The 23,671-nt window shown below is 41.4% G+C and carries 23 protein-coding genes and 1 pseudogene; 9 read left to right on the plus strand and 15 right to left on the minus strand.

From position 1 onward, the window contains the following. The first annotated feature begins 376 nt into the window (after nt 1-376). Nucleotides 377-499 carry a hypothetical protein gene (locus ENH88_RS11120; protein WP_304182308.1) on the plus strand — a complete coding sequence of 41 codons (123 nt, stop codon included), beginning with the start codon at nt 377-379 and terminating at the stop codon, nt 497-499. A 265-nt stretch (nt 500-764) separates the two neighbouring features. Here the strand turns inward: ENH88_RS11120 and nqrM are convergent, their stop codons facing one another. The 11 genes from nqrM to ENH88_RS11175 all read right to left on the minus strand — a co-directional run bounded on the left by nqrM (nt 765) and on the right by ENH88_RS11175 (nt 10,629). Continuing rightward, the gene (gene nqrM, locus ENH88_RS11125; RefSeq protein ID WP_304182309.1) at nt 765-977 is read right to left on the minus strand and encodes a (Na+)-NQR maturation NqrM; all 213 of its coding nucleotides are present in this window, start codon (nt 975-977) and stop codon (nt 765-767) included. A gap of 84 nt (nt 978-1,061) precedes the next feature. After that, nucleotides 1,062-2,093, minus strand: a complete 1,032-nt coding sequence (locus ENH88_RS11130; RefSeq protein ID WP_304182311.1) for an FAD:protein FMN transferase — start codon at nt 2,091-2,093, stop codon at nt 1,062-1,064. A 95-nt stretch (nt 2,094-2,188) separates the two neighbouring features. After that, nucleotides 2,189-3,418, minus strand: coding sequence for an NADH:ubiquinone reductase (Na(+)-transporting) subunit F (gene nqrF, locus ENH88_RS11135; RefSeq protein ID WP_064665617.1), 1,230 nt, complete (start codon nt 3,416-3,418; stop codon nt 2,189-2,191). A gap of 19 nt (nt 3,419-3,437) precedes the next feature. Beyond that, entirely contained in the window at nt 3,438-4,046 is a 609-nt protein-coding gene (gene nqrE / locus ENH88_RS11140) for an NADH:ubiquinone reductase (Na(+)-transporting) subunit E (RefSeq protein ID WP_064665616.1), read from the minus strand. 10 nt (nt 4,047-4,056) lie between these two features. After that, complete coding sequence (locus tag ENH88_RS11145; RefSeq protein WP_301561842.1) at nt 4,057-4,689, minus strand: NADH:ubiquinone reductase (Na(+)-transporting) subunit D; 633 nt, start codon at nt 4,687-4,689, stop codon at nt 4,057-4,059. Then, on the minus strand, nt 4,689-5,438 hold the full coding sequence (locus ENH88_RS11150) for a Na(+)-translocating NADH-quinone reductase subunit C (RefSeq protein WP_304182313.1): 750 nt from the start codon (nt 5,436-5,438) through the stop codon (nt 4,689-4,691). The genes ENH88_RS11145 and ENH88_RS11150 overlap by 1 nt, the downstream gene beginning before the upstream one ends. After that, nucleotides 5,431-6,633: an NADH:ubiquinone reductase (Na(+)-transporting) subunit B gene (locus ENH88_RS11155; protein ID WP_304182315.1), complete on the minus strand. Its 1,203-nt coding sequence runs from the start codon at nt 6,631-6,633 to the stop codon at nt 5,431-5,433. Before ENH88_RS11155 ends, ENH88_RS11150 begins: the two co-directional genes overlap by 8 nt. Nucleotides 6,634-6,637: 4 nt before the next feature. Then, the gene (locus ENH88_RS11160; protein ID WP_304182316.1) at nt 6,638-7,981 is read right to left on the minus strand and encodes a Na(+)-translocating NADH-quinone reductase subunit A; all 1,344 of its coding nucleotides are present in this window, start codon (nt 7,979-7,981) and stop codon (nt 6,638-6,640) included. Nucleotides 7,982-8,352: 371 nt separating this feature from the next. Beyond that, the gene (gene fabV, locus ENH88_RS11165; protein ID WP_304182317.1) at nt 8,353-9,546 is read right to left on the minus strand and encodes an enoyl-ACP reductase FabV; all 1,194 of its coding nucleotides are present in this window, start codon (nt 9,544-9,546) and stop codon (nt 8,353-8,355) included. 100 nt (nt 9,547-9,646) lie between these two features. Continuing rightward, a complete protein-coding gene (locus tag ENH88_RS11170) occupies nt 9,647-9,958 on the minus strand; it encodes a BolA family protein (protein WP_304182318.1) in 312 nt (103 codons plus the stop codon). 74 nt (nt 9,959-10,032) lie between these two features. Beyond that, complete coding sequence (locus ENH88_RS11175) at nt 10,033-10,629, minus strand: alpha-ketoglutarate-dependent dioxygenase AlkB family protein (RefSeq protein WP_304182320.1); 597 nt, start codon at nt 10,627-10,629, stop codon at nt 10,033-10,035. Between the two features lie 42 nt (nt 10,630-10,671). Between ENH88_RS11175 and ENH88_RS11180 the strand changes: the two genes are divergently transcribed. The 4 genes from ENH88_RS11180 to ENH88_RS11195 are packed head-to-tail and all read left to right on the plus strand — an operon-like array spanning nt 10,672 to nt 14,425. Next, complete coding sequence (locus ENH88_RS11180) at nt 10,672-11,820, plus strand: methyltransferase (protein WP_304182321.1); 1,149 nt, start codon at nt 10,672-10,674, stop codon at nt 11,818-11,820. A 2-nt stretch (nt 11,821-11,822) separates the two neighbouring features. After that, entirely contained in the window at nt 11,823-12,377 is a 555-nt protein-coding gene (locus ENH88_RS11185) for a YajG family lipoprotein (protein ID WP_304182322.1), read from the plus strand. A 2-nt stretch (nt 12,378-12,379) separates the two neighbouring features. Then, complete coding sequence (locus ENH88_RS11190; RefSeq protein ID WP_304182324.1) at nt 12,380-13,000, plus strand: peptidylprolyl isomerase; 621 nt, start codon at nt 12,380-12,382, stop codon at nt 12,998-13,000. Nucleotides 13,001-13,045: 45 nt separating this feature from the next. Then, nucleotides 13,046-14,425, plus strand: coding sequence for an AmpG family muropeptide MFS transporter (locus ENH88_RS11195; protein ID WP_304182325.1), 1,380 nt, complete (start codon nt 13,046-13,048; stop codon nt 14,423-14,425). An 87-nt stretch (nt 14,426-14,512) separates the two neighbouring features. On the opposite strand, the gene ENH88_RS11200 is transcribed toward ENH88_RS11195, so the two are convergent. From ENH88_RS11200 to erpA, 4 genes are all read right to left on the minus strand, one after another. Continuing rightward, nucleotides 14,513-14,752: a helix-turn-helix domain-containing protein gene (locus ENH88_RS11200; protein ID WP_016708680.1), complete on the minus strand. Its 240-nt coding sequence runs from the start codon at nt 14,750-14,752 to the stop codon at nt 14,513-14,515. 517 nt (nt 14,753-15,269) lie between these two features. Continuing rightward, nucleotides 15,270-18,347 carry an efflux RND transporter permease subunit gene (locus tag ENH88_RS11205; protein ID WP_304182326.1) on the minus strand — a complete coding sequence of 1,026 codons (3,078 nt, stop codon included), beginning with the start codon at nt 18,345-18,347 and terminating at the stop codon, nt 15,270-15,272. 4 nt (nt 18,348-18,351) lie between these two features. Continuing rightward, on the minus strand, nt 18,352-19,446 hold the full coding sequence (locus ENH88_RS11210; protein ID WP_304182328.1) for an efflux RND transporter periplasmic adaptor subunit: 1,095 nt from the start codon (nt 19,444-19,446) through the stop codon (nt 18,352-18,354). Nucleotides 19,447-19,602: 156 nt separating this feature from the next. Continuing rightward, nucleotides 19,603-19,941, minus strand: coding sequence for an iron-sulfur cluster insertion protein ErpA (gene erpA / locus ENH88_RS11215; protein ID WP_304182329.1), 339 nt, complete (start codon nt 19,939-19,941; stop codon nt 19,603-19,605). Nucleotides 19,942-20,216: 275 nt separating this feature from the next. Here erpA and ENH88_RS11220 point away from each other — a divergent pair, with 275 nt between their 5' ends. The 4 genes and pseudogenes from ENH88_RS11220 to ENH88_RS11235 all read left to right on the plus strand — a co-directional run. Next, nucleotides 20,217-21,899, plus strand: coding sequence for a chloride channel protein (locus tag ENH88_RS11220; RefSeq protein WP_304182330.1), 1,683 nt, complete (start codon nt 20,217-20,219; stop codon nt 21,897-21,899). A 20-nt stretch (nt 21,900-21,919) separates the two neighbouring features. Then, nucleotides 21,920-22,354 (plus strand): CopD family protein, encoded by a 435-nt coding sequence (locus tag ENH88_RS11225; protein WP_304182331.1) that lies wholly within the window; start codon nt 21,920-21,922, stop codon nt 22,352-22,354. Between the two features lie 84 nt (nt 22,355-22,438). Further along, nucleotides 22,439-23,455, plus strand: coding sequence for an aspartate carbamoyltransferase (locus ENH88_RS11230; protein WP_304182332.1), 1,017 nt, complete (start codon nt 22,439-22,441; stop codon nt 23,453-23,455). A 29-nt stretch (nt 23,456-23,484) separates the two neighbouring features. Beyond that, a pseudogene (locus ENH88_RS11235) lies at nt 23,485-23,671 on the plus strand (aspartate aminotransferase family protein); the annotation flags it as partial.

Genomic DNA, 23,671 nt, shown 5'->3' on the forward strand with positions numbered 1-23,671 from the left:
AACTTGAACCGCCTTTGACAACATCTTCACACACAATTATAAAGATTCTTTGTAAGCGGCTTGTTTACTTCGCTTCCTTGAAACTAAATTTAGTGTAATAGCTCAAAGCTGACAACTGATAAAAATAAATCCGATAGATGAAAAAAATTAACTTATAGAATTTAGTCTAAATTTCAGTCTTAAAATCAACTTAAATGTTCAAAAAAACACCTTGCCAATAATTATTATTGATAATAAACAATCAATTAAGAATAAAGCCCGTTAAGCATTAGGTTTCTGGAAAATGATTTCACTTCAAGGGAAGATAATTTTAGACCGATCCAGTTAAATATTATATTCTTAACAAATTAAAAAATAAAAATAACAGGATATTAATATGATTCGCAAAACCATACTACTTGGCTTGCTTAGCGGCTCATTTACTTTAACTGCCGCAGCAATTGCAATGCACGAAATTAACGGATTAAACAAAGCAGTGATTAAAGCTTACAACCGATAAATATCGTCAACTGTTAAGCCAAGGCTACAGTTGTTTTTCGGGGGATATAACACGACTTAACAATCAAAGTGACTGGTTAAGCTATCAATGTGGCAATGCACAGTCAGCGATACCTAGGCCCAGCAGCGTTTATCTTACGAGCAAAAGGCGTAAAATATGCAGTATTAGGTAGTCAATTAGTCAAATTGTAAACAACCACAAAAAAGCGCCTAATGAGGCGCTTTTCCTTTAACCTGGACTCAGGTGATATTAGGCTAAAATGAGCTTATAAAATTTGGTTTTCTTTCCAAACTTGCTCTTTTGCCATACGCTTTTTACGCTTGTCGCATGGATCATCGCAATCACAGGCCTTATCAATACCTACAGAGCCTAAACCACCACAACTGCTGGCCATAGATTTCTTTTGTACCATCATGCCCACAGCCATTGCTGCGACTATTAAAAGCAATAAACCAAATGTAAGAAGAAAAAGTGACATTGCTTAGCCCCTATTGATCAGCAATAAAATAATGCTTGGTGATAATCACCAAGCTGTGTGTATTATAAACGGCTTTGTGCTCTGCTACAAATAGGGTTTGAATGCGGGGCTCGAATATGTCACTAAACCATCCGTTGATTTACCAATTAAGTACACTGGTAAGTCATGTTTTTCGGCATAGGCCTTAGCTTTTTCCATCCCCATGACGGTTAATGCAGTTGCAAGGCCGTCGGCAGTCATGGCTGATGGGTGTAACACAGTAACCGAGACTAAATCATGACGGCTCGGCATACCGGTTGCTGGATCAATCAAATGGCTGTAGGTTATGCCATCCATTTCATAAAAAATACGATAATCACCCGATGTGGCAATCCCGTTGTTACCAGGTGCTAATACGCGGTGCACTTTACGCACACCAGGCTCTGCGTCCGGCTGCTCAATGGCGATACGCCAATCTTGATCATTTGGTTTTTTACCAGCAACTCTAAGCTCACCACCAATCTCAACCATGTAATTAGTTAAGTCATGGCTTTCTAATAATTCAGCCACTTTATCTATACCATAGCCTTTAGCGGTAGCCGAAAACGACAGCTCCAAACCATCGATGGTTTTTGCTAAGCCTTGGTCGCTAAGGATCAGTTTATCAACGCCAATTTGTGCAACCATCGCAGCTAACTCTGCGTCGGTGGGACGTTTTGTTGGTTTCTTATCAGGGCCAAAACCCCATAAGTCAATCAGTGGTCCCATAGTTACATCAAGAGTCTTAGTAGACTCACCTAAGCGAATAGACTCGCTAACCACCGCTCTAAAGTCACTGCTGATTGGCGTCACTTGCCCTGCTGGCAAACGATTAAATGTATTAATTTCAGAATCATCAATATAAGTCGACATTGACTGATTAATGTCTTTAAGAAGCTGTGTTATCTCTGGCAGTAAGTTTAGTGAATCCAATTTTTCTTGTTTGGCGAACACCTTTATATGATAGGTGGTACCCATGGTTTTACCTTCAAGGTAAAGCTCTTGCGGTTCATCGCTCTGGCCGCAGCCACTTATGAGTAAAGTGAGGGTAAAAAAGAATAAGGCAATAATGCCTTGTGGGTGAAAAACTCTATTCATTGCAGCCTACTTAGTTAAGTTAAGAATATAAAAAAGCCTCGTAACAGTTATTGTTACGAGGCTAGCATTTTAACTAATTTTAATTAGTTTTGGTATTAACCACCGAAATCATCTAGTAAGATATTTTCGTCTTCAACACCTAAGTCTTTCAACATAGTGATAACCGCAGCATTCATCATTGGCGGACCACACATGTAGAACTCACAATCTTCTGGCGCTTCGTGATCTTTAAGATAGTTCTCAAATAACACGTTATGGATAAAGCCAGTATAGCCTTCCCAGTTATCTTCTGGTTGTGGATCTGAAAGCGCGGTATGCCATACGAAGTTATCATTTTCAGCCGCTAGGCCGTCAAAATCTTCAACATAGAACATTTCACGTTTAGAACGTGCACCATACCAGAAACTCATCTTACGCTTAGAGTTCAAACGCTTAAGTTGGTCAAAGATATGTGAACGCATCGGTGCCATACCAGCACCACCACCTACGAATACCATTTCGGCATCAGTGTCTTTTGCAAAGAACTCACCAAATGGACCAGAGATAGTAACTTTATCACCTTCTTTAAGTGACCAAATGTACGATGACATTTTACCACAAGGTAAGCTTAAATCTCTTGGCGGCGGCGCAGCAATACGCACGTTAAGCATGATGATGCCTTCTTCTTCTGGGTAGTTAGCCATTGAGTAAGCACGAATTGTTTCTTCGTCTACTTTTGACTCCAGCTTGAAGAAACCAAAATGGTTCCAATCGCCACGGTACTCTTCTGGTACATCGAAATCAGCGTATTTAACGTGGTGCGGTGGCGCTTCAATTTGAATATAACCACCGGCACGAAACGGTACTGACTCGCCATCAGGAATTTGTAGCTTAAGCTCTTTAATGAAGGTTGCTTTGTTATCGTTAGAGATAACTTCACAATCCCATTTTTTAACACCGAAAATTGACTCTTCAAGCTCAATTTCCATGTCGTTTTTAACATTTACCTGACACGCTAAACGACAGCCTTCACGGGCTTCACCTTTAGAAATGTGATCAAGCTCAGTTGGTAAGATATCGCCGCCACCAGAGTGAATGTGTACACGACATTGACCACAAGAGCCACCGCCACCACATGCAGATGATACGAAAATACCTGATTCAGATAACGCGCCTAAAAGCTTGGTACCTGCTGATGTTGTAATGGCTTTGTCTGGATCGCCATTTACGCCGATGATGATGTCACCGCTTGCAACTAACTTAGATTTAGCACCAATGATGACTAAAACTAGCAGTACAACGATAGCGATGAAAACACCAACGCCTAAGAAAATCTCATAACTCATGATTTATCCTCGCTACCTATTAAAGTGAAATACCAGAGAATGACATAAAGCCAAGACCCATTAAACCAACCGTGATAAAGGTAATACCTAAACCACGTAGGCCATCTGGCACGTCTGAATATTTCATTTTCTCACGGATACCAGCAAGTAAAGTAATTGCTAGCGCCCAACCCACACCAGAACCGATACCATAAACCACAGATTCACTGAAGTTATAGTTACGTTCAACCATGAAAGATACTGCACCGAAGATTGCACAGTTAACTGTGATCAATGGTAAGAAGATACCTAACGCGTTATAAAGTGCTGGGAAGAACTTATCTAATGCCATTTCAAGAATTTGTACTAGTGCTGCAATAACACCGATAAAGGTCAAGAAACGTAAGAAGCTAAGATCCGCTTCAGGGTAACCAAGCCACTCAAGTGCACCAGGTGCAAGAACCGCATGATAAACCAAGTTGTTAACTGGTACTGAAATACCCAATACCACGATAACTGCCACACCTAGGCCGATAGACGTTGTTACTTTCTTTGATACTGCAAGGAAAGTACACATACCTAGGAAGAAGGCTAAAGCTAAGTTTTCAATGAAAACTGCTTTTACGAATAAACTAATATAATGTTCCACTGTCTGCCCCTTATCCTTTCGCTTCTACTTGGTCTTTCTTATAAGTACGAAGTACCCAAATGAATAAACCAATGATGAAGAATGCACTAGGTGGTAAAATCAATAGACCCATAGGCTGATACCAACCACCATCTTGTACAAGAGGGATGATTTCAGCACCAAATAATGTGCCTTTACCAAATAGTTCACGAATAAAGCCAACTGTAAGTAACACTACTGAGTAACCTAAACCATTACCGATACCATCAAGGAACGACATAACTGGCGGCGACTTCATCGCGTATGCTTCAGCACGACCCATTACGATACAGTTAGTAATGATTAGACCAACGAATACCGACAACTCTTTTGCCGTAGCATAAGAGAAGGCCTGTAATACTTGGTCTACAACGATTACCAATGACGCAATGATGGTCATTTGCACGATAATACGTACAGATGATGGGATCTGGTTACGAATAATTGAGATAAAGAAGCTTGAGAAAGCCGTTACCAAAGTCAATGCGATTGACATGATTAAGGCATTTTTTAAGCTCGACGTTACCGCAAGCGCAGAACAAATACCCAGTACTTGTAGTGCGATTGGGTTATTTGCCAGTACCGGACCAAATAGGACCGACTTCATTTCTTTAGTATCAGCCATTATTTCAACGCTCCTTCACGTACTCTCGCAAGGAAAGGACCAAAGCCGTTATCGCCAGTCCAAAAGTCAACTGCGTGATCAACACCGTTTGAAGTTAAAGTTGCACCTGATAAACCATCAATTTGATGATCATTTTTAGCACCGCTTTTTACAACATCGACTGGTAACTCTTTACCTTCCCATGTTGCAGTCCATTGTGGGTTTTGAATTTCCCCACCAAGACCTGGTGTTTCATTGTGCTTATAGAAGTTAATATCTTTAACTGTTTCGCCATCGCTTTCAAGCGCTAAGAAACCATACATCACACCCCAAAGGCCGTAACCTTGGATTGGTAGAATGATAGCATCTGTTGAACCGTCTGCTTTTTTCGAGATGTAAACTGGTGACTCTTTAGTCATACGCTGAATGCCTGCGATATCTTTGATACCGTTTGCTTTTAGTGCAAAACTAATTTTTTGGTCAAATTTACTTTTCTCAAAGTCAAATGTATTAGGGTCAGTTTCAACAAACTCACCGGTTTTCATGTTTACAACGCGCGCTTCGATTTTTGCGTTGAACGTATCAGAGATATTTTCAACAGCATCAATACCCGCTGCAGCTAAGATATTCTTTTGAATATCTTGCGTTTTGTTAGCTTGCTGTAAAGGGCGAAGCTGAACTGAAGCAAACGATACGATGATTGCACACACTAAACATAGTGCCACAACAACGGTGAGCGTTTTGCCGATTGATTCGTTATTACTAGACATTACGTGCCAACCTCCGCTTGATATTAGCTTGCACTACGAAGTGATCGAATAATGGTGCAAATAAGTTAGCAAATAAGATTGCTAGCATCATACCCTCTGGGAACGCAGGGTTAATTACACGGATCATCACAACCATCACACCAATTAGCGCACCGTATGCGAACTTTGCTTTGTCTGTAAATGCCGCAGACACAGGATCTGTCGCCATAAAGAACATACCAAAAGCAAATCCACCCAATACTAAGTGCCAATGCCAAGGCATTGCAAAGACTGGGTTAGTCTCAGAGCCAACTGCATTTAATAAGAATGCGGTAGCAACCATACCCAAGAATACACCTAGCACGATACGCCATGAAGCGATACGAACGTAAATAAGGAATAAGCCACCAACTAGCAATGCAAGTGTAGATGTCTCACCTACTGAACCTTGAATGAAACCATAAAACGCATCCCACCAAAGAGCCATATTGCTGTAATCAAGTGAACCAACAAACGCTTGACCTAGCATAGTTGCACCAGAGAATGAATCTACGGCTGTCCATACTGTGTCACCTGAAATTTGTGCAGGGTATGCGAAGAATAAAAACGCACGGCCTGCTAAAGCAGGGTTTAAGAAGTTACGTCCTGTACCACCAAAGATTTCTTTAGCGATAACCACACCGAACGTAATACCTAGTGCAACTTGCCATAGAGGAATAGTTGCAGGCAGAATAAGTGCAAATAACACAGACGTTACGAAGAAACCTTCGTTAATTTCATGTTTACGCACTGAAGCGAATATAACTTCCCAAAAACCACCTACGGCAAAAGTAACCGCATAAATAGGTAGGAAGAAACAGGCACCATAAAACATTTTCGCGCCCCAGCCAGATTCAGCGGTTAATTCACCACCAAACATCTGGAACAGGCCAACTTGCCAAGAATTTGCTAGTTCAAAACCTTGCGCTAATGCGCCAGCAGCCTGATGACCGATGTTGAACATACCAAAAAACATGGCAGGGAACGTCGCCATCCACACTAAAATCATCATACGTTTTAGGTCGATGTTATCGCGTACGTGTGTCGCGCCTTTATTTACGTGGCCAGGGGTATAAAAAATAGTTGCAGCTGCTTCATACAGCGCATAAAACTTCTCATGTTTCCCACCAGCTTCAAAATGCGGCTCGATATCTTCTAGAAATTTCTTTAAACCCATCTCTCTAGCCTTCCTTCTCGATCGTAGTCAAGCAATCGCGTAGGATTGAACCATACTCGTATTTACCTGGACAAACGAAGGTACATAACGCTAAATCTTCTTCATCAAGTTCAAGCGCACCTAATGAAATTGCACCATCTAAATCACGCGCGATTAAGTCACGTAATAAGAGTGTTGGTAAAATATCTAAAGGCATCACACGCTCATAGTTACCAATTGGTACCATGGCACGTTTTGAACCACCTGTTGACGTTGTCATTTTGAATAAACGACTCGGTGTTAGGTGAGATAAGAAAGTACGTGTTACAGAGAATTTATCTGTGCCTGGGGCAATCCAACCAAACAATTCTTTTTCGCGACCTTCAAGTAATACCGATACTTGAACATGGTAACGACCTAAGAATGCTTGAGGACCTTGTGACGTAGCACCCGCTAAAACAGAACCAGAGATAACACGGTTATCACCATCTTCTAATTCGCCAGCAACTAAATCATCTAAAGCAGCACCCAGTTGAGTTTTCACTAAACGAGGATTTTTAACACGCGGGCCAGCAAGAGCAATCACACGATCAGTAAAGATTTCACCGGTTAGGAATAAATGACCAAAGGCGATAACGTCTTGGTAACCAATATGCCAAACTTGCTTGCTTGCAGACACTGGGTCTAAGTGATGGATATGTGTGCCAACAAGGCCAGCCGGATGTACGCCACCAAACTCATGTACTTCTACTTGAGGAATTGATGAACTAGGTACTTGGCTACCTGCTTGTTTACAAACAAATACTTTACCATCAGTCAAACGCGAAACCACAGCTAAACCCGCTTCAAATGCTTGCACATTTTCAGCAATAATCACTGCCGGATCTGCAGCAAGTGGGTTAGTGTCGATAGCCGTCACAAAGATAGAGCTAGGATTTGCATCCACAGCCGCTACTTTACTGAATGGGCGAGCACGAAGCGCCGTCCATTGACCTGACTGGATAAGTACTTCTTTGGCTTTTTCACGGTCGAGGCTCGAAAGTTGCTCAGCTGAGAAAGAGTCAAAGGTGATTTGCTCACTGCCGTTTATTTCAATAACAACAGATTGCAGCACACGTTTTGCACCACGATTAATTTCTTTTACTGTACCAGCAGCTGGGGCAGTAAATAATACGCCTGGGTTCTTTTTATCTTCAAAAAGTACCTGGCCTTTTTTAACTTGGTCATCCACACGAACATGCATGGTTGGACGCATACCAATAAACTCTTCACCTAGCACAGCTACACGCTTGACGGTAGAACCATCATGAATAACTTGCTGAGGTGCGCCCTCTATGGGTAAGTCCAGACCTTTTTTTATGTTGATCATACGCACTTGCACTACATTAACGGAAAGAAACTGAAAAATCGTACCAACCACGTCGCTATTTCGATGATCTAAGCTAAATTCAAGATATCAAAGAACTACCTGTTTTAATCTCAAAACAAGCAACGCAGTTAAACTCCTCACATATATTGCGCGAATTTTAACATTAATCGTGACTACTATGCGAGTGTAAATATGAAATTTATACGACAAGTGTCGTTATTTAGCTCAATCGCTACATTTGAATAAAATTCAATATAGACCAAAGTGCTATTGCTCGCGAGGCAAGATGGAAATTAAACAAAAATAGAGGGGAAAAGCACTTGGTCATAAAAAAAGTCGCCGCAGCGACTTTTCAAATAAACATGGCTGAATTAATCAATCATATTTGCAATCGGTGCGACTGCATCAACGTCTTGTTCGTAATCAACACTGTCGATACCAAAACCAAATAAACGTAAAAACTCATTGTGGTAACCCACGTAATCAGTTAATTCGTCAATTGTTGCTGTGGTTACGCTGTCCCACACTGTTTGAATACGCGCTTGCACGTCATCTTCCAACTCTTTGTAGTTTTGGAATAAATGGCCGCCGTCGTCAAAACGAGGTGAATCACCGTATAGGTTTTCAGTGAATAAAGCATGAATTTGCTCAATGGTGCCTTCATAAGTACCATCCGCTTTCATTACTTTAAATAAAGCAGAAATATAAAGTGGCATAATAGGAATAGCTGAACTTGCTTGGGTTACTACTGCGTTCAGTGACGACACATATGCTTCACCGTTTAATGCACTCGTTGATTCTTTAATGGCTACGGTTGCACGATCTAAATCTTCTTTTGCTTTACCAATTGTTGCATGACCGTAAATTGGCCATGTTAACTCTTTACCAATATAGGTATAAGCCGTGGTTTTAAAGTTATCAGCAAGTACATCAGCTTCTTTAAGCGCATCAATCCACATTTCCCAATCTTCACCGCCCATCACTTTAATAGTGTTGTCGATGTCTTCTTGGTTCGCCGCTTCAACGGTAATTTCGTCAATTTCACGCTTTGAAGTATTTAAGTTCTTAGTCGTAACTGCATTACCAATTGGCTTAAGGGTAGAAGAATACACTTCGCCAGTATTTGGATCAGTACGACGCGGCGATGCTAGGCTGTAAATAACTAAATCAACTTTGCCTAAATCCGCTTTAATTGTATCAATCGCTTTTTGTTTGATTTCGTTAGAGAACGCATCACCATTGATATTTTTAGACCATAAACCTTCAGCGTCTGCTGCAGCTTGAAATGCCGCAGTATTATACCAACCCGCAGAACCCGTTTTACGCTCTGTGCCTTCTTTTTCAAAGAAGATACCTAAAGTTTTAGCGCCACCGCCAAATGCAGCAGTAATACGAGAAGCAAGGCCATAACCAGTTGAAGCACCGATAACGAGTACATTTTTAGGGGCATTTGTTAATGCGCCTTGCTGTTTTACATAGTTAATTTGTTCTTGTACGTGCGCTGCACAGCCAACTGGGTGGGCATTAGTACAGATGAAACCGCGAATTTTAGGCTTAATGACCATTGATCATCCTATATCTATCTCAATAAAAATTAGCGCTAGTTTAAAGGCTAATTGTAAAAATACAGGTCTGATGAGTGTTGTGCCCTATCAGACCTGGCCGTTAATCTAATTTAGAGCCGCCTAAACAGCTTGGTGAGTCTGCGATCTGACCGCTTTGCTCACTAAATTCTTCTGGGGTAAAGGTATGAATTGCTAATGCATGAATATGATTGGCTAACTCATCTTTTAAAATTTCATTAATTTGCCGATGGCGTTGTAATAAACGCTTACCACTAAATTCCTCACTTACCACCACAACTTTAAAGTGCGAATCGCTGCCACGACTATGCATATGGCTTTCGTTGACCACATTAAGATGTTTACACGCTATCGCATCGGCTAATTTGCTTGCTATTTGTTGTTGCATTGACATACATGCTCACTTTAAAACTGATTTATTGCCTTACTATAACAAGTTGCCAAGCGCCTTGGCTAACAAAATTATAGTTAGGGAGTTTGCTTTATATACCTAAACGTCAAACTGATACGCGGATGAGCCAAGGTCGTTTGCTTCGCTATCGCGTGTTGGTAATCTCGTTGACTGTCACCATGCATCACTAAACAACTGCCACTGTGGAGCAATAAGTCGGTTACGGTGTTAGTGGCCTTATGTTTGAGTTTTAACACCCGTTCTGCGCCTAAAGAGATGCACACAATAGTTGGCTGAAAACCGAGTTCTATTTCATCATCGCTGTGCCAGCCCATGGTATCGTTGCCATCGCGATAATAGTTTACCAACAAAGAATTAAAAGGCTGTTGTAAGTGACCCTCTAAGCGTTTGCGTATCGCTAATAAAACAGCCGGCCAAGGCTCAACCACTAATTTACTGTGGGAATAGCCATATTCAATATCATTATCACTGATAAAACACTGTAAGCGTGGAATTGGCCCTGTGCGCCCGTAAACGGTGGTATTGGGTTGCTGCCAATTTAGGTTTTGCTGCAGATGATAAAATAAATCGAGGCTTTTTTGCGCGCTCAACGCCTTTCTTTGGTAAGAAAAGCCATTTGGTAACATATGAGGGTTGGCCTTTTGCCGTTGCATGTTAGAATTTACCTATCAATTGATTACTGATCACTAACTATTATGACCACGCAAGCACAGCTCGGCGATACAACCTTTACTCTTGAACGCTTTCCATTAGATCAAAAAAACCGTAGCTTACAGGCTTGGGATTCAGCAGACGAGTACTTAATCGACTATGTTACTGAACATTATCCTGATTGTCGCTCTTTGCTGATCTTAAATGATAGCTTTGGTGCATTGTCTTGTTATTTTAGCAAACGCCAGTTAACGGTTTGTTCAGTCAATGACTCTTATATTAGTCACCAAGCTGCCGCTTATAACCTCGCTGAGAATAAAATTGCCACAACAGCGTTTAGCCAACTTGATAGTTTATCGGCGTTACCTGAGCAGGTTGATTTAGTGATTTTAAAGGTGCCGCGCACCTTGGCTTTTTTACAATACCAATTGTCTGAACTCAGTGAAGTACTTGCACCAGGCACGCCGGTTATTGGCGCTGCGAAAACCAAAGATGTGCACAACTCAACCATTAAAGCGTTTGAGCAATTTATTGGCGAAACAAAAACCAGTTTAGCAGTGAAAAAATCGCGCCTTATTATTAGCCACGCAGCAGGTGGTTATAAAGCCGCAGATTTCCCAGTAAGCTGGCCGCTAGAAGGCACCAACTTTACCATTAGTAATCATGCCAATGTATTCTCGCGTGATTCACTTGATATTGGTGCGCGGTTCTTTTTTGACTATTTACCACAAACCAATAAAGCAAAAAGTATTATTGATTTAGGCTGTGGCAATGGCGTAGTTGGGTTAATGACGCTGGCGCGCTGCCCTAATGCGCAAGTGACGTTTGTTGATGAATCGTACATGGCTGTTGAATCTGCACGGCTGACTGTAGAACTGAATATGGAAGACAAGTTTGAGCAATGTGCATTTATCGAAAACGATTGCTTAACTGGCTTTGAGCGTGAAAGTGTCGACATTGTGTTATGTAATCCACCTTTTCACCAAGCGCAAGCGGTTACCGATCACATTGCATGGCAAATGTTCAAGCAAGCCAAAGACACCTTAAAAAATGGGGGTGAATTGCGTATTATTGGTAATCGTCATCTAGACTACCATGACAAACTAAAACGCATGTTTGGCAATTGTGAGTTACTTGGTTCAAATAAAAAGTTTGTAGTATTAAGTGCGACTAAAAATAATGGAATGCTATAACCATGATGAAATACATTTTACCTTGCTGTGCCTTATTATCACTGTCGGCTTGTAGTAGTCAGCCGAATCAACTGATCTTAAATCCGGTTTATCAAGGTGGCAAGCTAAGCTCAATTAATCAAAGTTTAAGCACCAGTGTGATTGATTTACGTGGTGACCCTGCGACATTAAAATTGATCACCTCAGATAAAACCCAAACCATTGCCAGTCAAGGACTAACAGAGTCAATTAAAAGTGCCCTCGATAGCGCACTGAGTCGTAATGGCGCCAGCATTTCAAATTTAGCAACCACGCGCTTTGAAGTTGATATTCATACATTACAAGCAGTGGTGACTGAAAAAATGGTCTCCCATACCAGCGATGCAAAAATCGAACTCGGTGTACGGGTTATTCGTAGCAGCAGTAACTTTAGTAAAATCTACCGTGGCAATGCGAGCCTTGCAGGACCTCTGGGTCATGATCGAGCCAAAATTGAAGGTCAACTCAATAAGTTGACTGAACAACTAATAACCCGCATGGTATCAGACCCTGAATTACTTGCATTTTTAGAAGGATAATCATGAAACGTGTATTTTTATTAGCTGCTTTATTACTACTTAGCCAACCACTTATAGCAGTAACTGAAGGACGCTTTGTGCAGAAAAACAATATGTTTCCTCGCGTAGAGATCACCACCTCGATGGGCAAAATAGTGATCGAAATGGATCGCTCAAAAGCCCCTATTACCGTCAATAATTTTTTAACCTATGTGATGGATGATAGCTATAAAGGCACCGTATTTCATCGTGTTGAGCGTGATGTAGAAAACGAGCGTGATTTTGTTATTCAAGGCGGTGGCTACGATAAAGAGTATGACGGTGTTTATGAAGGCGAGCCTATCTTTAATGAAAGTGGCAATGGTTCAAAAAATGATATGTACAGCATTGCCATGGCCTATCAAGATCGTCAACCACACTCTGGAACTCGTCAGTTTTTCTTTAACATGGATGATAACGATCATCTAAACCCTGGTAAAGATTGGGGCTTTGCTGTATTCGGCATGGTAATGGAAGGCTATGAAACACTTGATAAAATCATGCAAGTTGAAACGGGATTTAATGAAAAAATTGGTTATGACTTTGTACCAAAAACCCCCGTTGTTATTTTAAATATGACCGTATTAGAGCCAACTCCATTGTAACTATAATAAAGAGAGCGCTTGACTCTCTTTGCCATTGAAGGCGTTATGACTAAAAATTTGTCGATAGCAGAATATTTTTCTTACTTTAAAGATAAACGACTTATAAATGTGTTTATTTTTGGCATGAGCAGTGGCTTTCCTTGGGTACTGATTGGCTCAGTAATGTCAGCCTGGCTCAAAGATGAAGGTCTTAGCCGCAGTATGATTGGTTTATTCGGCATTGTTTTTGGCGCATACAGTATAAACTTCTTATGGTCACCTTTAGTTGACCGTATCAAACTCCCTATTCTTTATAGTTGGCTTGGCCAACGCCGTAGCTGGATACTGCTTTGTCAGGGCTTTATTTTACTCGGTGTTATTTTACTAGCAGGGCTCGATATTACCGCCCATTTAGCTATCGCCGCGGCTTTATGCTTACTTATAGCCATTGCCTCTGCCACTCAAGATATCGCTATTGATGCGTTTCGTATTGATACTTTAGATGAAAATGAGAGTCATAAAGCGACGGCTGCGGCGGCCATGGCAACCTCAGGTTGGTGGAGCGGTTATGCGCTACTTGGCGCAATTCCCTTTTATATGGCGGATATGCCAAGCATTGACTGGCCGCAAGTGTATTACTTTTTAGCTATTGTAATGTTACTACTTATGAGTTGTGTGTTTTGGGCGAAAGAGCCTGAATCAAATCGTGAAGCCGTGCATGCTGAGTTAGAACGTATTTATCAGCAAAAATTGGCGCTGGGTAAGCAAACTAACTTAACTAAAGTTGCAGCGTGGCTGGCTGTTACTGTACTCGACCCATTTAAAACGTTCTTCGCTCGTAATGGCGTGAAAACGGCACTTGCGCTACTGGCTTTTATCTTTTTATTCAAAATTGGTGAAGCATTCTTAGCCCGTATGTCGATTGTGTTTTATAAAGAAGTCGGCTTTAGCAATACACAAATTGCCAACTACTCAAAACTGGGAACGGGTTTAATTACCATCGTTTTTGCTTTTTTAGGCAGTATTTTTAATCATAAATACGGTATCGTAAAAGGTTTATTTATAAGTGGTGTAGCAATGGCGGCATCCAACTTAATGTTTTCTTGGATTGCTCTTGCAGGACCTCAAGAGCATTTGTATGCGATGGCTGTGGTGGTGGACGGTTTTACTCAAGCATGGTCGTTAGTGGCTATGGTGGCATTTATATCCATGCTCTGCGACAGAGCTTTTAGTGCAACTCACTATGCGCTGCTAGCTTCACTAGGAAATTTAGGACGAACATTGCTATCGAGTTATAGCGGCGTAGTAATTGATGATTGGCTAGGTGGCAATTGGTCATTATTCTTTATTTTAACAGCCTTGATGGTGTTGCCATCACTGATCTTTTTATACCTAATTCGGCATCGTTTGTATGCGTTAGAAAATAGCTATCACGGGAATACATAAAGTGTTTTTGGAGGGGGAAGTTTGCAAGTGGTAGGGAATAAATTACTGGTGAAAGCGCTTCCCTGCACTGACTAAAAAAACTAACTATTAGTCTTCTTTTAATAAGCCTAAACCTTCGTACGGGTCGACTTCTAATGCATCACAATAACGTAAAAATTCAATCACGTCTAAACGGCGCTCTTGGTTTTCAATTTTACCAATAAATGAATGCGGTGTACCAAGTACTTGAGCAAGGCTACGCATTGTATGACCTTTCTCGTGACGCTTAGTTTTAAGCCACTTGGTTAGTTTTGAGTTTTCTTCAGAAGAAACTGTTTTACCCATCATAAAAAACATCTCCTACTAGATGATTTAAAGTTTAATTAAGAGTGAAATTTTGCCCGTCTCACTCTTGGATACATTATATACTATTCATACTCATGTGGAATAACTAATTTCAGCCAAATACCTTTTTTAGGTAATTGCTATTGTAAACTATTAACTTTATTGTAAAACAAATATTAAAGTTAATAGTCTAGTATTAGTTCCTCGTTAATGTAACAAATAATTTATTGAAATGAACCCTTTTTACGATAAATTATTTTTAACTTTAAAATTAAATGGTTATGCTACTAAACTGTATAATCATCACCAAAGAGAGAAGTTTATGTTCCGATTATTATTCCTCATGCCAATTATTCTTTGCTTAATTTGGTACTTTTTTCTTAAGCAAAATAAGATACCTATTAAACAAGGTAAGAAGGGCTTTATATACATTTTAGTCTTTTCTGCCATGGTGTTAGGCTTTTTTATTCTAATGATGCAAGTCACTCATACCGCGTGAGTGACTAAAAATAAACCAATATTACGCCCTGCGCCGTTCGCGTAACATCAGTAAGCAAGGTGTCAACACTAACGTTAGTACGGTAGCAAAAGCCAAACCGCCCGCAACAGCGGTCGCTAATTGCACCCACCACTGGGTTGAAGGTGCACCAAAATCAATTGTGCGATTAAATAGATCAATATTAACCTGCAACACCATCGGCATTAACCCTAAAATGGTTGTCACTGTTGTTAATAGTACCGGCCGCAATCGCTGTGCACCGGTTCTTAAAATGGCATCTTTTGCAGCAAGCCCTTGTGCTCTTAGTACATTGTAAGTGTCTATTAGCACAATGTTATTATTCACCACAATGCCGGCCAGCGAAATAACCCCAATGCCTGACATGACAATACCAAAGGGTTGTTGTAACACTAATAAGCCTAAAAACACGCCAACAGTCGAAAATACCACCGCACTTAAAATCAAAAAGGCCTGATAGAAACTATTAAACTGAGTAACTAAAATAATTCCCATCACAAATAGCGCAACTAAAAAGGCATTTTTCAAGAATGCCTCTGATTCATCTTGATCTTCGGTTTCGCCACGGACTTTAATTTTAACTCTAGGGTCTAAACCTTGCTCTTTAAGCTGCGCTTGTAAGCGTGGTAAAGCTTTGGCAAGTTGTTCACCCACTTTCATATCGGCATTAATGGTCACCACGCGATGAGCATCAACACGGCGAATAGTATCCACTTTAGGGGCTGCGTGTCGTTCAACAAAATAGCTAATTGGTACTTGGCCATGTATGGTTTTAACACGTAACGTTTCCAGACGACTTAAATCACGCTTGTCGTGAGGAAAGCGCACTCGAATATCTATCTCGTCGTCAACATCATCAGGACGATACTCACCTAACTTTAAACCATTAGTAATTAACTGCACATTAGCACCGAGCATAGCCGCATCTGCACCGTAGCGGGCTGCATCGGCTCGATTAAGTTTTAACTGCCACTCAATCCCAGGTTTTGAAGCTGTGTCGTCAACATTTCGAAATGCACCATCGTTTTCAATCGCTGCGCGGATCACTTTAGCTTGCTGATTTAATACCTCAGGAAATTTTGAACTCAGTTCAATACTCAGTGCTTTACCACCACCTGGACCGTTTTCATCCTTACGCATTTCAATCTCAACACCCGCAAAGCTTGCAGTAATTTCATTAACTTGGGTGATGATATCTTCGGCTGGCGGGCGCACATGCCACTCTTTTAAATTTAGTCGAAATGAGCCTATTTGATCTTGCCCACCGGTGCGCGCATACAAGGTTTTAATACCTTCAACGGCTAAAATACGGGTTTCGATTTCTTTCATGATCAGGTCTTTTTCATAAATAGACAGATCACTATATGAGCGTACTTTAATGTTCACCCCATTTGGCTCAACATCTGGGAAAAACTCGACCCCTAACTTTGATACCGCAAAACCGACAAACACTAAAATTGAGAACACAACGGCAGCGAGCAGCGTCCACCACGGCTTATCAAGCGCTCGATTTAATACCCGTACATAACGCCCCGCAAAACCTTGCAACTGAGTTAAATCACCTGACTCAGCAATCACCAAGTCTTGCTTTTGCAATGCCGTTAACGGCCTAATTTTTCCAATCAAGCCACCGATCGTTGGCACAAACACCAGTGCCATCAGTAATGATGCTGATAATGTTGCGATTAAAGTGATGGGTAAGTATTTCATAAACTCACCCATCATTCCCGGCCAAAATATTAACGGCGCAAACGCAGCAAGCGTAGTTGCTGTTGATGCAATAATTGGCCATGCCATTCGCTCGGCAGCAATTTTATAAGCTTGCTTACGTGATTTCCCTTCACTCATTGCTCTATCGGCAAATTCAGTAACAACAATCGCGCCATCCACCAGCATGCCGACCGCCATGATCAGCGCAAACAACACCACGATATTAACGGTTAAGCCAAATAAGGAAATCACTAAAATACCGGTTAAAAATGAACCAGGTATAGCTACCCCCACTAAAAATGCGGTACGTGCTCCAAGCACAGCAACAATCACAATGACCACCAGTAATACAGCTAATAACACATTGTTTTGCAGATCAGCGAGCATCATTTCAACGTCTTTTGACATATCGCCGGTGTAATCAACTCGAATATGCTCAGGCCACATTTTTTGTGCTTGACTGACCACTTCTTTCACTTGTGCTACTGTGTCTATAATATTTTCACCAGCACGCTTTTTCACTTCTAGAGACACCGCTTGGCGACCATTAATACGCGCTATTGAACTAGGATCTTTATAAGCACGGCGAATTTTAGCTACGTCCATAAAGCGCACGACACGATCGCCTACCACTTTAACAGGTTGTTCCATCACATCTTGGATGGTTTCAAATACCGAAGGAATTTTTACAGCAAACCGCCCTTTGCCGGTATCCAAGGTACCTGCAGCGACTAACCGATTGTTGTTAGAGAGTAATTGAATTATATCACTTGGCTCAAGGCCATATGAAATCATCGCGAGCGGATCGACTTCAATTTCAACCATGTCTTCGCGGTCACCACCGACATCAACTTCCAATACGCTAGAGATACTTTCAAGCTCGTCTTTTAAATTACGTGCAAGGGTTAATAAGCCGCGTTCAGGTGAGTCACCAGAGAGCGTTAAAGTAATGGTGGGTTGCTGATCTTCCATGAGAATTTCATGTACTTCAGGTTCTTCGGATTCTGAGGGTAATTTAGCTTTGGCAAGACTCACGCGGTCGCGTACATCAGCCAGTGCTTCTTTAGGATCCATTCCTGCCATAAATTCCAGTGTGACTGAGGCGTGACCTTCACTGGCCACCGCAGTCATTTCTTTTACCCCTTCGATAGAACGCAGTTCAATCTCCATTGGCCTTACTAGCAACCGCTCAGCATCTTCTGGGGAAATACCATCATGAATGATTGACACATAAATAAACGGAATGGTGACATCGGGGTTCGCTTCTTTGGGAATATTTTGGTATGTCACCCAGCCTGATATCAATAATAAAGTAAAAATCAGCAGTACCGTACGCGTGTGATTAAGCGAAGCTTCAATTAAGTTTTTCATGCCGTTACTCGCCCGTCGTAGTATCAGCTTTGACAAACACAGGCTCAACAATATCACCAGCTCTGACAAAACCTTGCCCTAAAGTGATCACATTTGCTGTTTCACCTAATCCCCACAGCCACACGCCCTCTGCCGTTGATTTTGCAAGGCTAACATTTTTAAATTCTACGCGATTTTCAGCGTCAATCACCTTCACACCGATATTGCCTTCACTATCCAGTGCCATGTAGGCGGGACTTAATAGCATCGCAGGCGCTGAGTCAAGCGAGATATCAAGTTGAGTCGAGTAACCCGCTTTATATTTCATCTCAGGATTAGCAAATGCCGCTTCAATACGAAACGTATTGGTACTGTCATCTGCTACTGAGGCAATATAACGCACTTTCCCTGGGTATGATTTATCATTTAAAACATGGGCATGCACGGCCTGACCAACTTGCAAACCCGTGATTTCTTTTTGTGTTACATCGGCACGTACAATTAAAGGATCTAGATCGACCAACTCTAAAATAGTATCACCAATAGCAACATAATCGCCTAACTGCACTAAGCGGGTATTAATAATGCCACTAAATGGTGCGCGAATTTCGGTACGCTCCAATTGTAATTCAAGCCCAGCTAGACGCGCTTTTCCTTGCGCTAGCACAGCTTCACTACGCATGGTTTGTATGCGATCTTGCAAGCCTTGATCTCTAAGTGAAAGAGCACCTTCATACTCAGCCGTATATTGCTTTAATAATGCCGTGGCGGAACTTAACTGAGCGACTAAATCGGATTTATCTAACTCAAGTATCAATGCACCTTGCTCAACAAACTGCCCTTCTTCAACATAGATTTTGTCAACTTCACCGGCTTGGCGTGCACTAACTCGCGCTAATTTATCTGGCTCTGATTTACCATAGAACGACAAGGTCTTTTTTATATCTTGAGCGACTAACTTCACCACTTGAACTTTAGCTACTTTGTCAACATTACTTTGTGGCTCTTCATTACTAGCATGACTTGACCCTGACCCCATCCAGATACAAATAGCTGCAACAATGATTATGGCGAGAATATAGGGTTTTTCTTCTAATTGCTGAGCAAGCTTTTTCAACACAAAGTTTCCTTTTAGCTATCAATAGTAAGTGCGAAATATGATTGTATGAATAATAGAGTACGTAGTTGTTTTAAGGCAATAAGATTAGAACGTTATCTTAATATTATAAATTTTAGCCAATAAAAAAGCCGCAATCTGCGACTTTAATCAATGCCTTTAAACGCTAAAACTAGCGCCACACCCGCAGGTGGTAGTTGCATTGGGGTTGGCAACAAAAAAGCGTGCGCCTTCAAGTCCCTCGGTGTAATCCACCTCACCATCAACTAGATATTGAATACTCATTGGGTCAACCACTAAGGTTACGCCATTTTTGACAATTTCTAAATCGCCTGGGTTTGCTTTTTCATCAAAAGTAAACCCATATTGGAAACCAGAGCACCCTCCGCCCGTGACATAAACACGCAGTTTTAGATCTGGATTTTCTTCTTCGTCGATTAACTGTTTAACGCGAACAGCAGCTGCATCGCTGAACTTAATGGGTAATTCTTCTGACATACCATAACCCTCTATACCTACATTGTTTTGATTATCTAATACCCGAGTGTTTTAATCAAGTATAGTAAACTACTGCTGATCACTTTGTTATAAACACTTAATAATATGTGCATAGAATCCTTCCAAAATTGAATATCCGCTGCTGTGATTTTGCAACTTACCCTAAGCCTTAGTGAACATCAATTTGGTTTAAGTGAAAAACCAGTAAAATCAAAAGGACTTACTGTGACACTTTTGCTAAACTGCTCGCTGGAATAGGTGGCGAGGAACAAAGCATGTGGCTTGAAACGCTTAGGCGTCGCTTGGCAAAGCCAAAAACATCGGTGCAATTGTGCTTACTCGGCGTAAGTGCTGGATTAATTGCGGCGTTTTTGATCATTCTATTTCGTCTAACTATTTTATTTTTTCAAGGACTGTTCCTTGATAGCCCTGATAATTTCACCACATTACCGCCCCTAGAACGGGTTTTAATGCCTATTGTTGCCGCTTTTTTAATTGCTCTGTTCGCGGCTTTGACTGGTTTTAAACATTATCGATTAGGTATTCCTTTTGTAATCCATAGAATTAAAAGTCATTACGGACAAATGCCGTTGTATAACACGGTTAATCAATTTGTTGGTGGTGCATTGGCATTGATCAGTGGTTTTTCGGTTGGTCGTGAAGGACCGTCGGTACATATGGGCGCAACCGGCGCGAGTATCTTAGCCGACAAATTACATTTACCGTATAACGCTATGCGTACCCTCAGTGGTTGTGGCGTTGCTGCGGGCATTGCTGCGTCATTTAACACCCCATTGGCTGCGGTAATTTTTGTAATGGAAGTGGTCATGCGTGAATACAAAGTGCATATATTTGTGCCTATTATGCTCGCTGCCGTTACCGGCGCATTAGCGACCCAGTTTGTGTTTGGTAATGCCTCTGAACTAGAACTTATCACCATCACCACCCTAAGTGGTTGGCACTACCCATTTTTAATCCTATTTGGTATTGCACTGGGCGCCGTTGCCTATGCGTTTAACCAAAATTTAATGTTGATCATCCGGACTTTTAAACCTTTGAGCATGTTCCCACGACTATTATTGGCTGGCCTGATTGCTGGCGGCATCGCTTACTTAGTGCCACAAGCGATGGGCTCGGGTATGAGTGCAATAACGCTCGCAGTAGAAACCCCTGAAGATGTACAACTGCTCACTACCATTTTAATAGCTAAATTACTCGCCACTCTGTTTGCTATTGGCTTAGGTATACCCGGTGGCATTATTGGCCCAGTGATCGGGCTTGGCGTATTAATGGGCACCTTAATGGCATTTTTTGCGCAATTTATTAGTCCTGGTGTTGATATAGCGGGCACTTACAGTGTATTAGGGATGGCAGGTTTACTTGCAGCCACCCTACACGCCCCGCTTGCGGCTTTAACTACGGTGATGGAGCTTACCTCAAGCCAAGAGATTATTGTCCCAGCCATGTTGGTTATTACGACCGCCTATGTTACTGCATTACAAATATTTGGTAATCGCTCGATATTTTTACAGCAACTGGATTTTCAAGGCTTAAGCTATCAAGTATCACCAGCGACCGAAGCGCTGCAAAAGGTGGGGGTGATGGACGAAATGGATGAAAACTTTAAATTACTGTATTCAGATGACAAACAACAAATCGAAAATACATTAAATGCGGTAGATAGCCAAACCCCACTGATTGTTTATGATGCTGAAAATGGCTACCGACTCGCAGAATATGATTTAAGTTTAATGTCGGATCAAAACATCGCTATAAACTATATCAGCCTGCAGGGGATCAGCAGCCAAGCAACCCTTGCTGATGCTTTTGATATACTAAAAGATAAACGCAGTGGCGCTGTGTATATTTATAACTTACTCGATAATCAACAAATTATGGGAATTATGCGCTGGGATCAGATCCGCCATATCCTCACCATACGTAATAGCTTACTTTAACTAACACAATAGAGAACATTATGAGCGTGCTACTGGTTTACAAAGCCCTACATATTTTTTTTATGATTGCCTGGTTTGCTGGCATTTTTTACCTGCCAAGACTGTTTGTTTATCATGCGATGAGTGAAGAGAAATCATGTAATTCAATGCTCAAAGTAATGGAGCGCCGGTTACTGTATTTTGTTACTCCTTTTGCAATACTTACCGCGGTATTTGGTGTATTAACCATTATGGAATACGGCCGTGAGTGGTTTAAACACAGCATGTGGCTGCATTACAAACTGGTATTAGTGATTATTTTATATCTGTACCACGGCTTTTGTTTTAAGTTGTTGGCTGATTTTAAACATGACCGTAATACCCGTAGCCATCGTTTTTATCGCATTTTTAATGAGTTACCAGTGTTACTGCTTTTAGTCATCATATTTTTAGCCGTAACTAAACCCAGTTTATAAAAAATTTGCTATAGTATCGCGCGATTGCGTGCCCATCTTTGATGGTTGATCGCGCCCCTTTTCAATGTGATAGGAATAACCCCAATGTTAAGTTTCCAAGGTGAAAATATTCTTTCTGTCAATCAGCTCGACCGCGACTGTATTGAACGTATTTTTGCAGTAGCCAAAAAAATGGAGCCATATGCTAAAAAGCAAAAGCGCACCAATGTGTTAGAAGGCGCGATCTTAGCAAACTTATTCTTTGAGCCAAGTACCCGTACCCGCGTAAGTTTTGGCACCGCCTTTAATTTATTAGGCGGCCTTGTACGTGAAACCACAGGCATGCAAAGCTCAGCATTAGCTAAAGGCGAATCGCTCTATGATACCGCACGCGTTATTTCAGCTTACGCCGATGCAGTTGCTATGCGCCACCCTGATGCCGGATCAGTGGCAGAGTTTGCCACTGGCTGCTCGGTACCCGTGATCAACGGCGGCGACGGCCCTAATGAACACCCAACTCAAGCATTACTTGATTTATTAACCATAGAACGTGAGTTAACCCGTTTTAATCAAAACATTGATGGCATGCACATCGCCCTTGTAGGTGATTTAAAGTATGGCCGCACTGTGCATTCATTATCAAAATTACTTTGTCATTACAAAGATATAAAATTCTCGATGGTGGCACCAGATGGCTTACAAATGCCAAGTTATATTTTAGATGCGGTTGATAATGCGGGCCATAAAATTGAAATCGTCAATAAAATGGAAGGTAACTTAGCCGCCGATATCGTCTATCAAACCCGTATTCAAGAAGAACGCTTTCCTTCGCAAGAAGAAGCTAACAAATACCGTGGTGGTTTTAGAATTAGCCAATCAATTTACAATGCTCACTGCAAACCAAACTCAGTATTAATGCATCCATTGCCTCGCGATAGCCGCATAGAAGCCAATGAGCTCGATAACGATTTAAATAGTAACGATAACTTAGCTATCTTTCGCCAAGTGCAAAATGGCGTGTTAATTCGCATGGCGCTATTTGCATTGACCTTAGATGTTGCCGACAAAGTTGAGCAATATGAAGTCGCAGTGCCATGGTTTAGCCGTAAACGCGATAGTTAATCACCTTGTGACAATTAATAGGATTTTTCATGACAATTAGCCAAGATTTATTTGCCCGCGCCCAAGCGTCTATCCCTGGCGGCGTAAACTCACCAGTACGTGCATTTAATGGCGTTGGCGGCACACCGCTATTTATTACCAAAGCCCAAGGCCCATTTACATTTGATGCTGACGGCAACCGTTACATCGACTACGTTGGTTCGTGGGGACCAATGA

It is taken from the genome of Pseudoalteromonas prydzensis, assembly GCF_011050055.1.
Classification (GTDB): domain Bacteria; phylum Pseudomonadota; class Gammaproteobacteria; order Enterobacterales; family Alteromonadaceae; genus Pseudoalteromonas; species Pseudoalteromonas prydzensis_A.

Excerpts from the sequence above, each read along its gene's own strand:
- ENH88_RS11120 (WP_304182308.1), top strand. The coding sequence starts at position 377 with ATGATTCGCAAAACCATACTACTTGGCTTGCTTAGCGGCTCATTTACT.
- nqrM (WP_304182309.1), bottom strand. The coding sequence starts at position 977 with ATGTCACTTTTTCTTCTTACATTTGGTTTATTGCTTTTAATAGTCGCA.
- ENH88_RS11130 (WP_304182311.1), bottom strand. The coding sequence starts at position 2,093 with ATGAATAGAGTTTTTCACCCACAAGGCATTATTGCCTTATTCTTTTTT.
- nqrF (WP_064665617.1), bottom strand. The coding sequence starts at position 3,418 with ATGAGTTATGAGATTTTCTTAGGCGTTGGTGTTTTCATCGCTATCGTT.
- ENH88_RS11145 (WP_301561842.1), bottom strand. The coding sequence starts at position 4,689 with ATGGCTGATACTAAAGAAATGAAGTCGGTCCTATTTGGTCCGGTACTG.
- ENH88_RS11150 (WP_304182313.1), bottom strand. The coding sequence starts at position 5,438 with ATGTCTAGTAATAACGAATCAATCGGCAAAACGCTCACCGTTGTTGTG.
- ENH88_RS11155 (WP_304182315.1), bottom strand. The coding sequence starts at position 6,633 with ATGGGTTTAAAGAAATTTCTAGAAGATATCGAGCCGCATTTTGAAGCT.
- ENH88_RS11160 (WP_304182316.1), bottom strand. The coding sequence starts at position 7,981 with ATGATCAACATAAAAAAAGGTCTGGACTTACCCATAGAGGGCGCACCT.
- fabV (WP_304182317.1), bottom strand. The coding sequence starts at position 9,546 with ATGGTCATTAAGCCTAAAATTCGCGGTTTCATCTGTACTAATGCCCAC.
- ENH88_RS11170 (WP_304182318.1), bottom strand. The coding sequence starts at position 9,958 with ATGTCAATGCAACAACAAATAGCAAGCAAATTAGCCGATGCGATAGCG.
- ENH88_RS11175 (WP_304182320.1), bottom strand. The coding sequence starts at position 10,629 with ATGCAACGGCAAAAGGCCAACCCTCATATGTTACCAAATGGCTTTTCT.
- ENH88_RS11180 (WP_304182321.1), top strand. The coding sequence starts at position 10,672 with ATGACCACGCAAGCACAGCTCGGCGATACAACCTTTACTCTTGAACGC.
- ENH88_RS11185 (WP_304182322.1), top strand. The coding sequence starts at position 11,823 with ATGATGAAATACATTTTACCTTGCTGTGCCTTATTATCACTGTCGGCT.
- ENH88_RS11190 (WP_304182324.1), top strand. The coding sequence starts at position 12,380 with ATGAAACGTGTATTTTTATTAGCTGCTTTATTACTACTTAGCCAACCA.
- ENH88_RS11195 (WP_304182325.1), top strand. The coding sequence starts at position 13,046 with ATGACTAAAAATTTGTCGATAGCAGAATATTTTTCTTACTTTAAAGAT.
- ENH88_RS11200 (WP_016708680.1), bottom strand. The coding sequence starts at position 14,752 with ATGATGGGTAAAACAGTTTCTTCTGAAGAAAACTCAAAACTAACCAAG.
- ENH88_RS11205 (WP_304182326.1), bottom strand. The coding sequence starts at position 18,347 with ATGAAAAACTTAATTGAAGCTTCGCTTAATCACACGCGTACGGTACTG.
- erpA (WP_304182329.1), bottom strand. The coding sequence starts at position 19,941 with ATGTCAGAAGAATTACCCATTAAGTTCAGCGATGCAGCTGCTGTTCGC.
- ENH88_RS11220 (WP_304182330.1), top strand. The coding sequence starts at position 20,217 with ATGTGGCTTGAAACGCTTAGGCGTCGCTTGGCAAAGCCAAAAACATCG.
- ENH88_RS11225 (WP_304182331.1), top strand. The coding sequence starts at position 21,920 with ATGAGCGTGCTACTGGTTTACAAAGCCCTACATATTTTTTTTATGATT.
- ENH88_RS11230 (WP_304182332.1), top strand. The coding sequence starts at position 22,439 with ATGTTAAGTTTCCAAGGTGAAAATATTCTTTCTGTCAATCAGCTCGAC.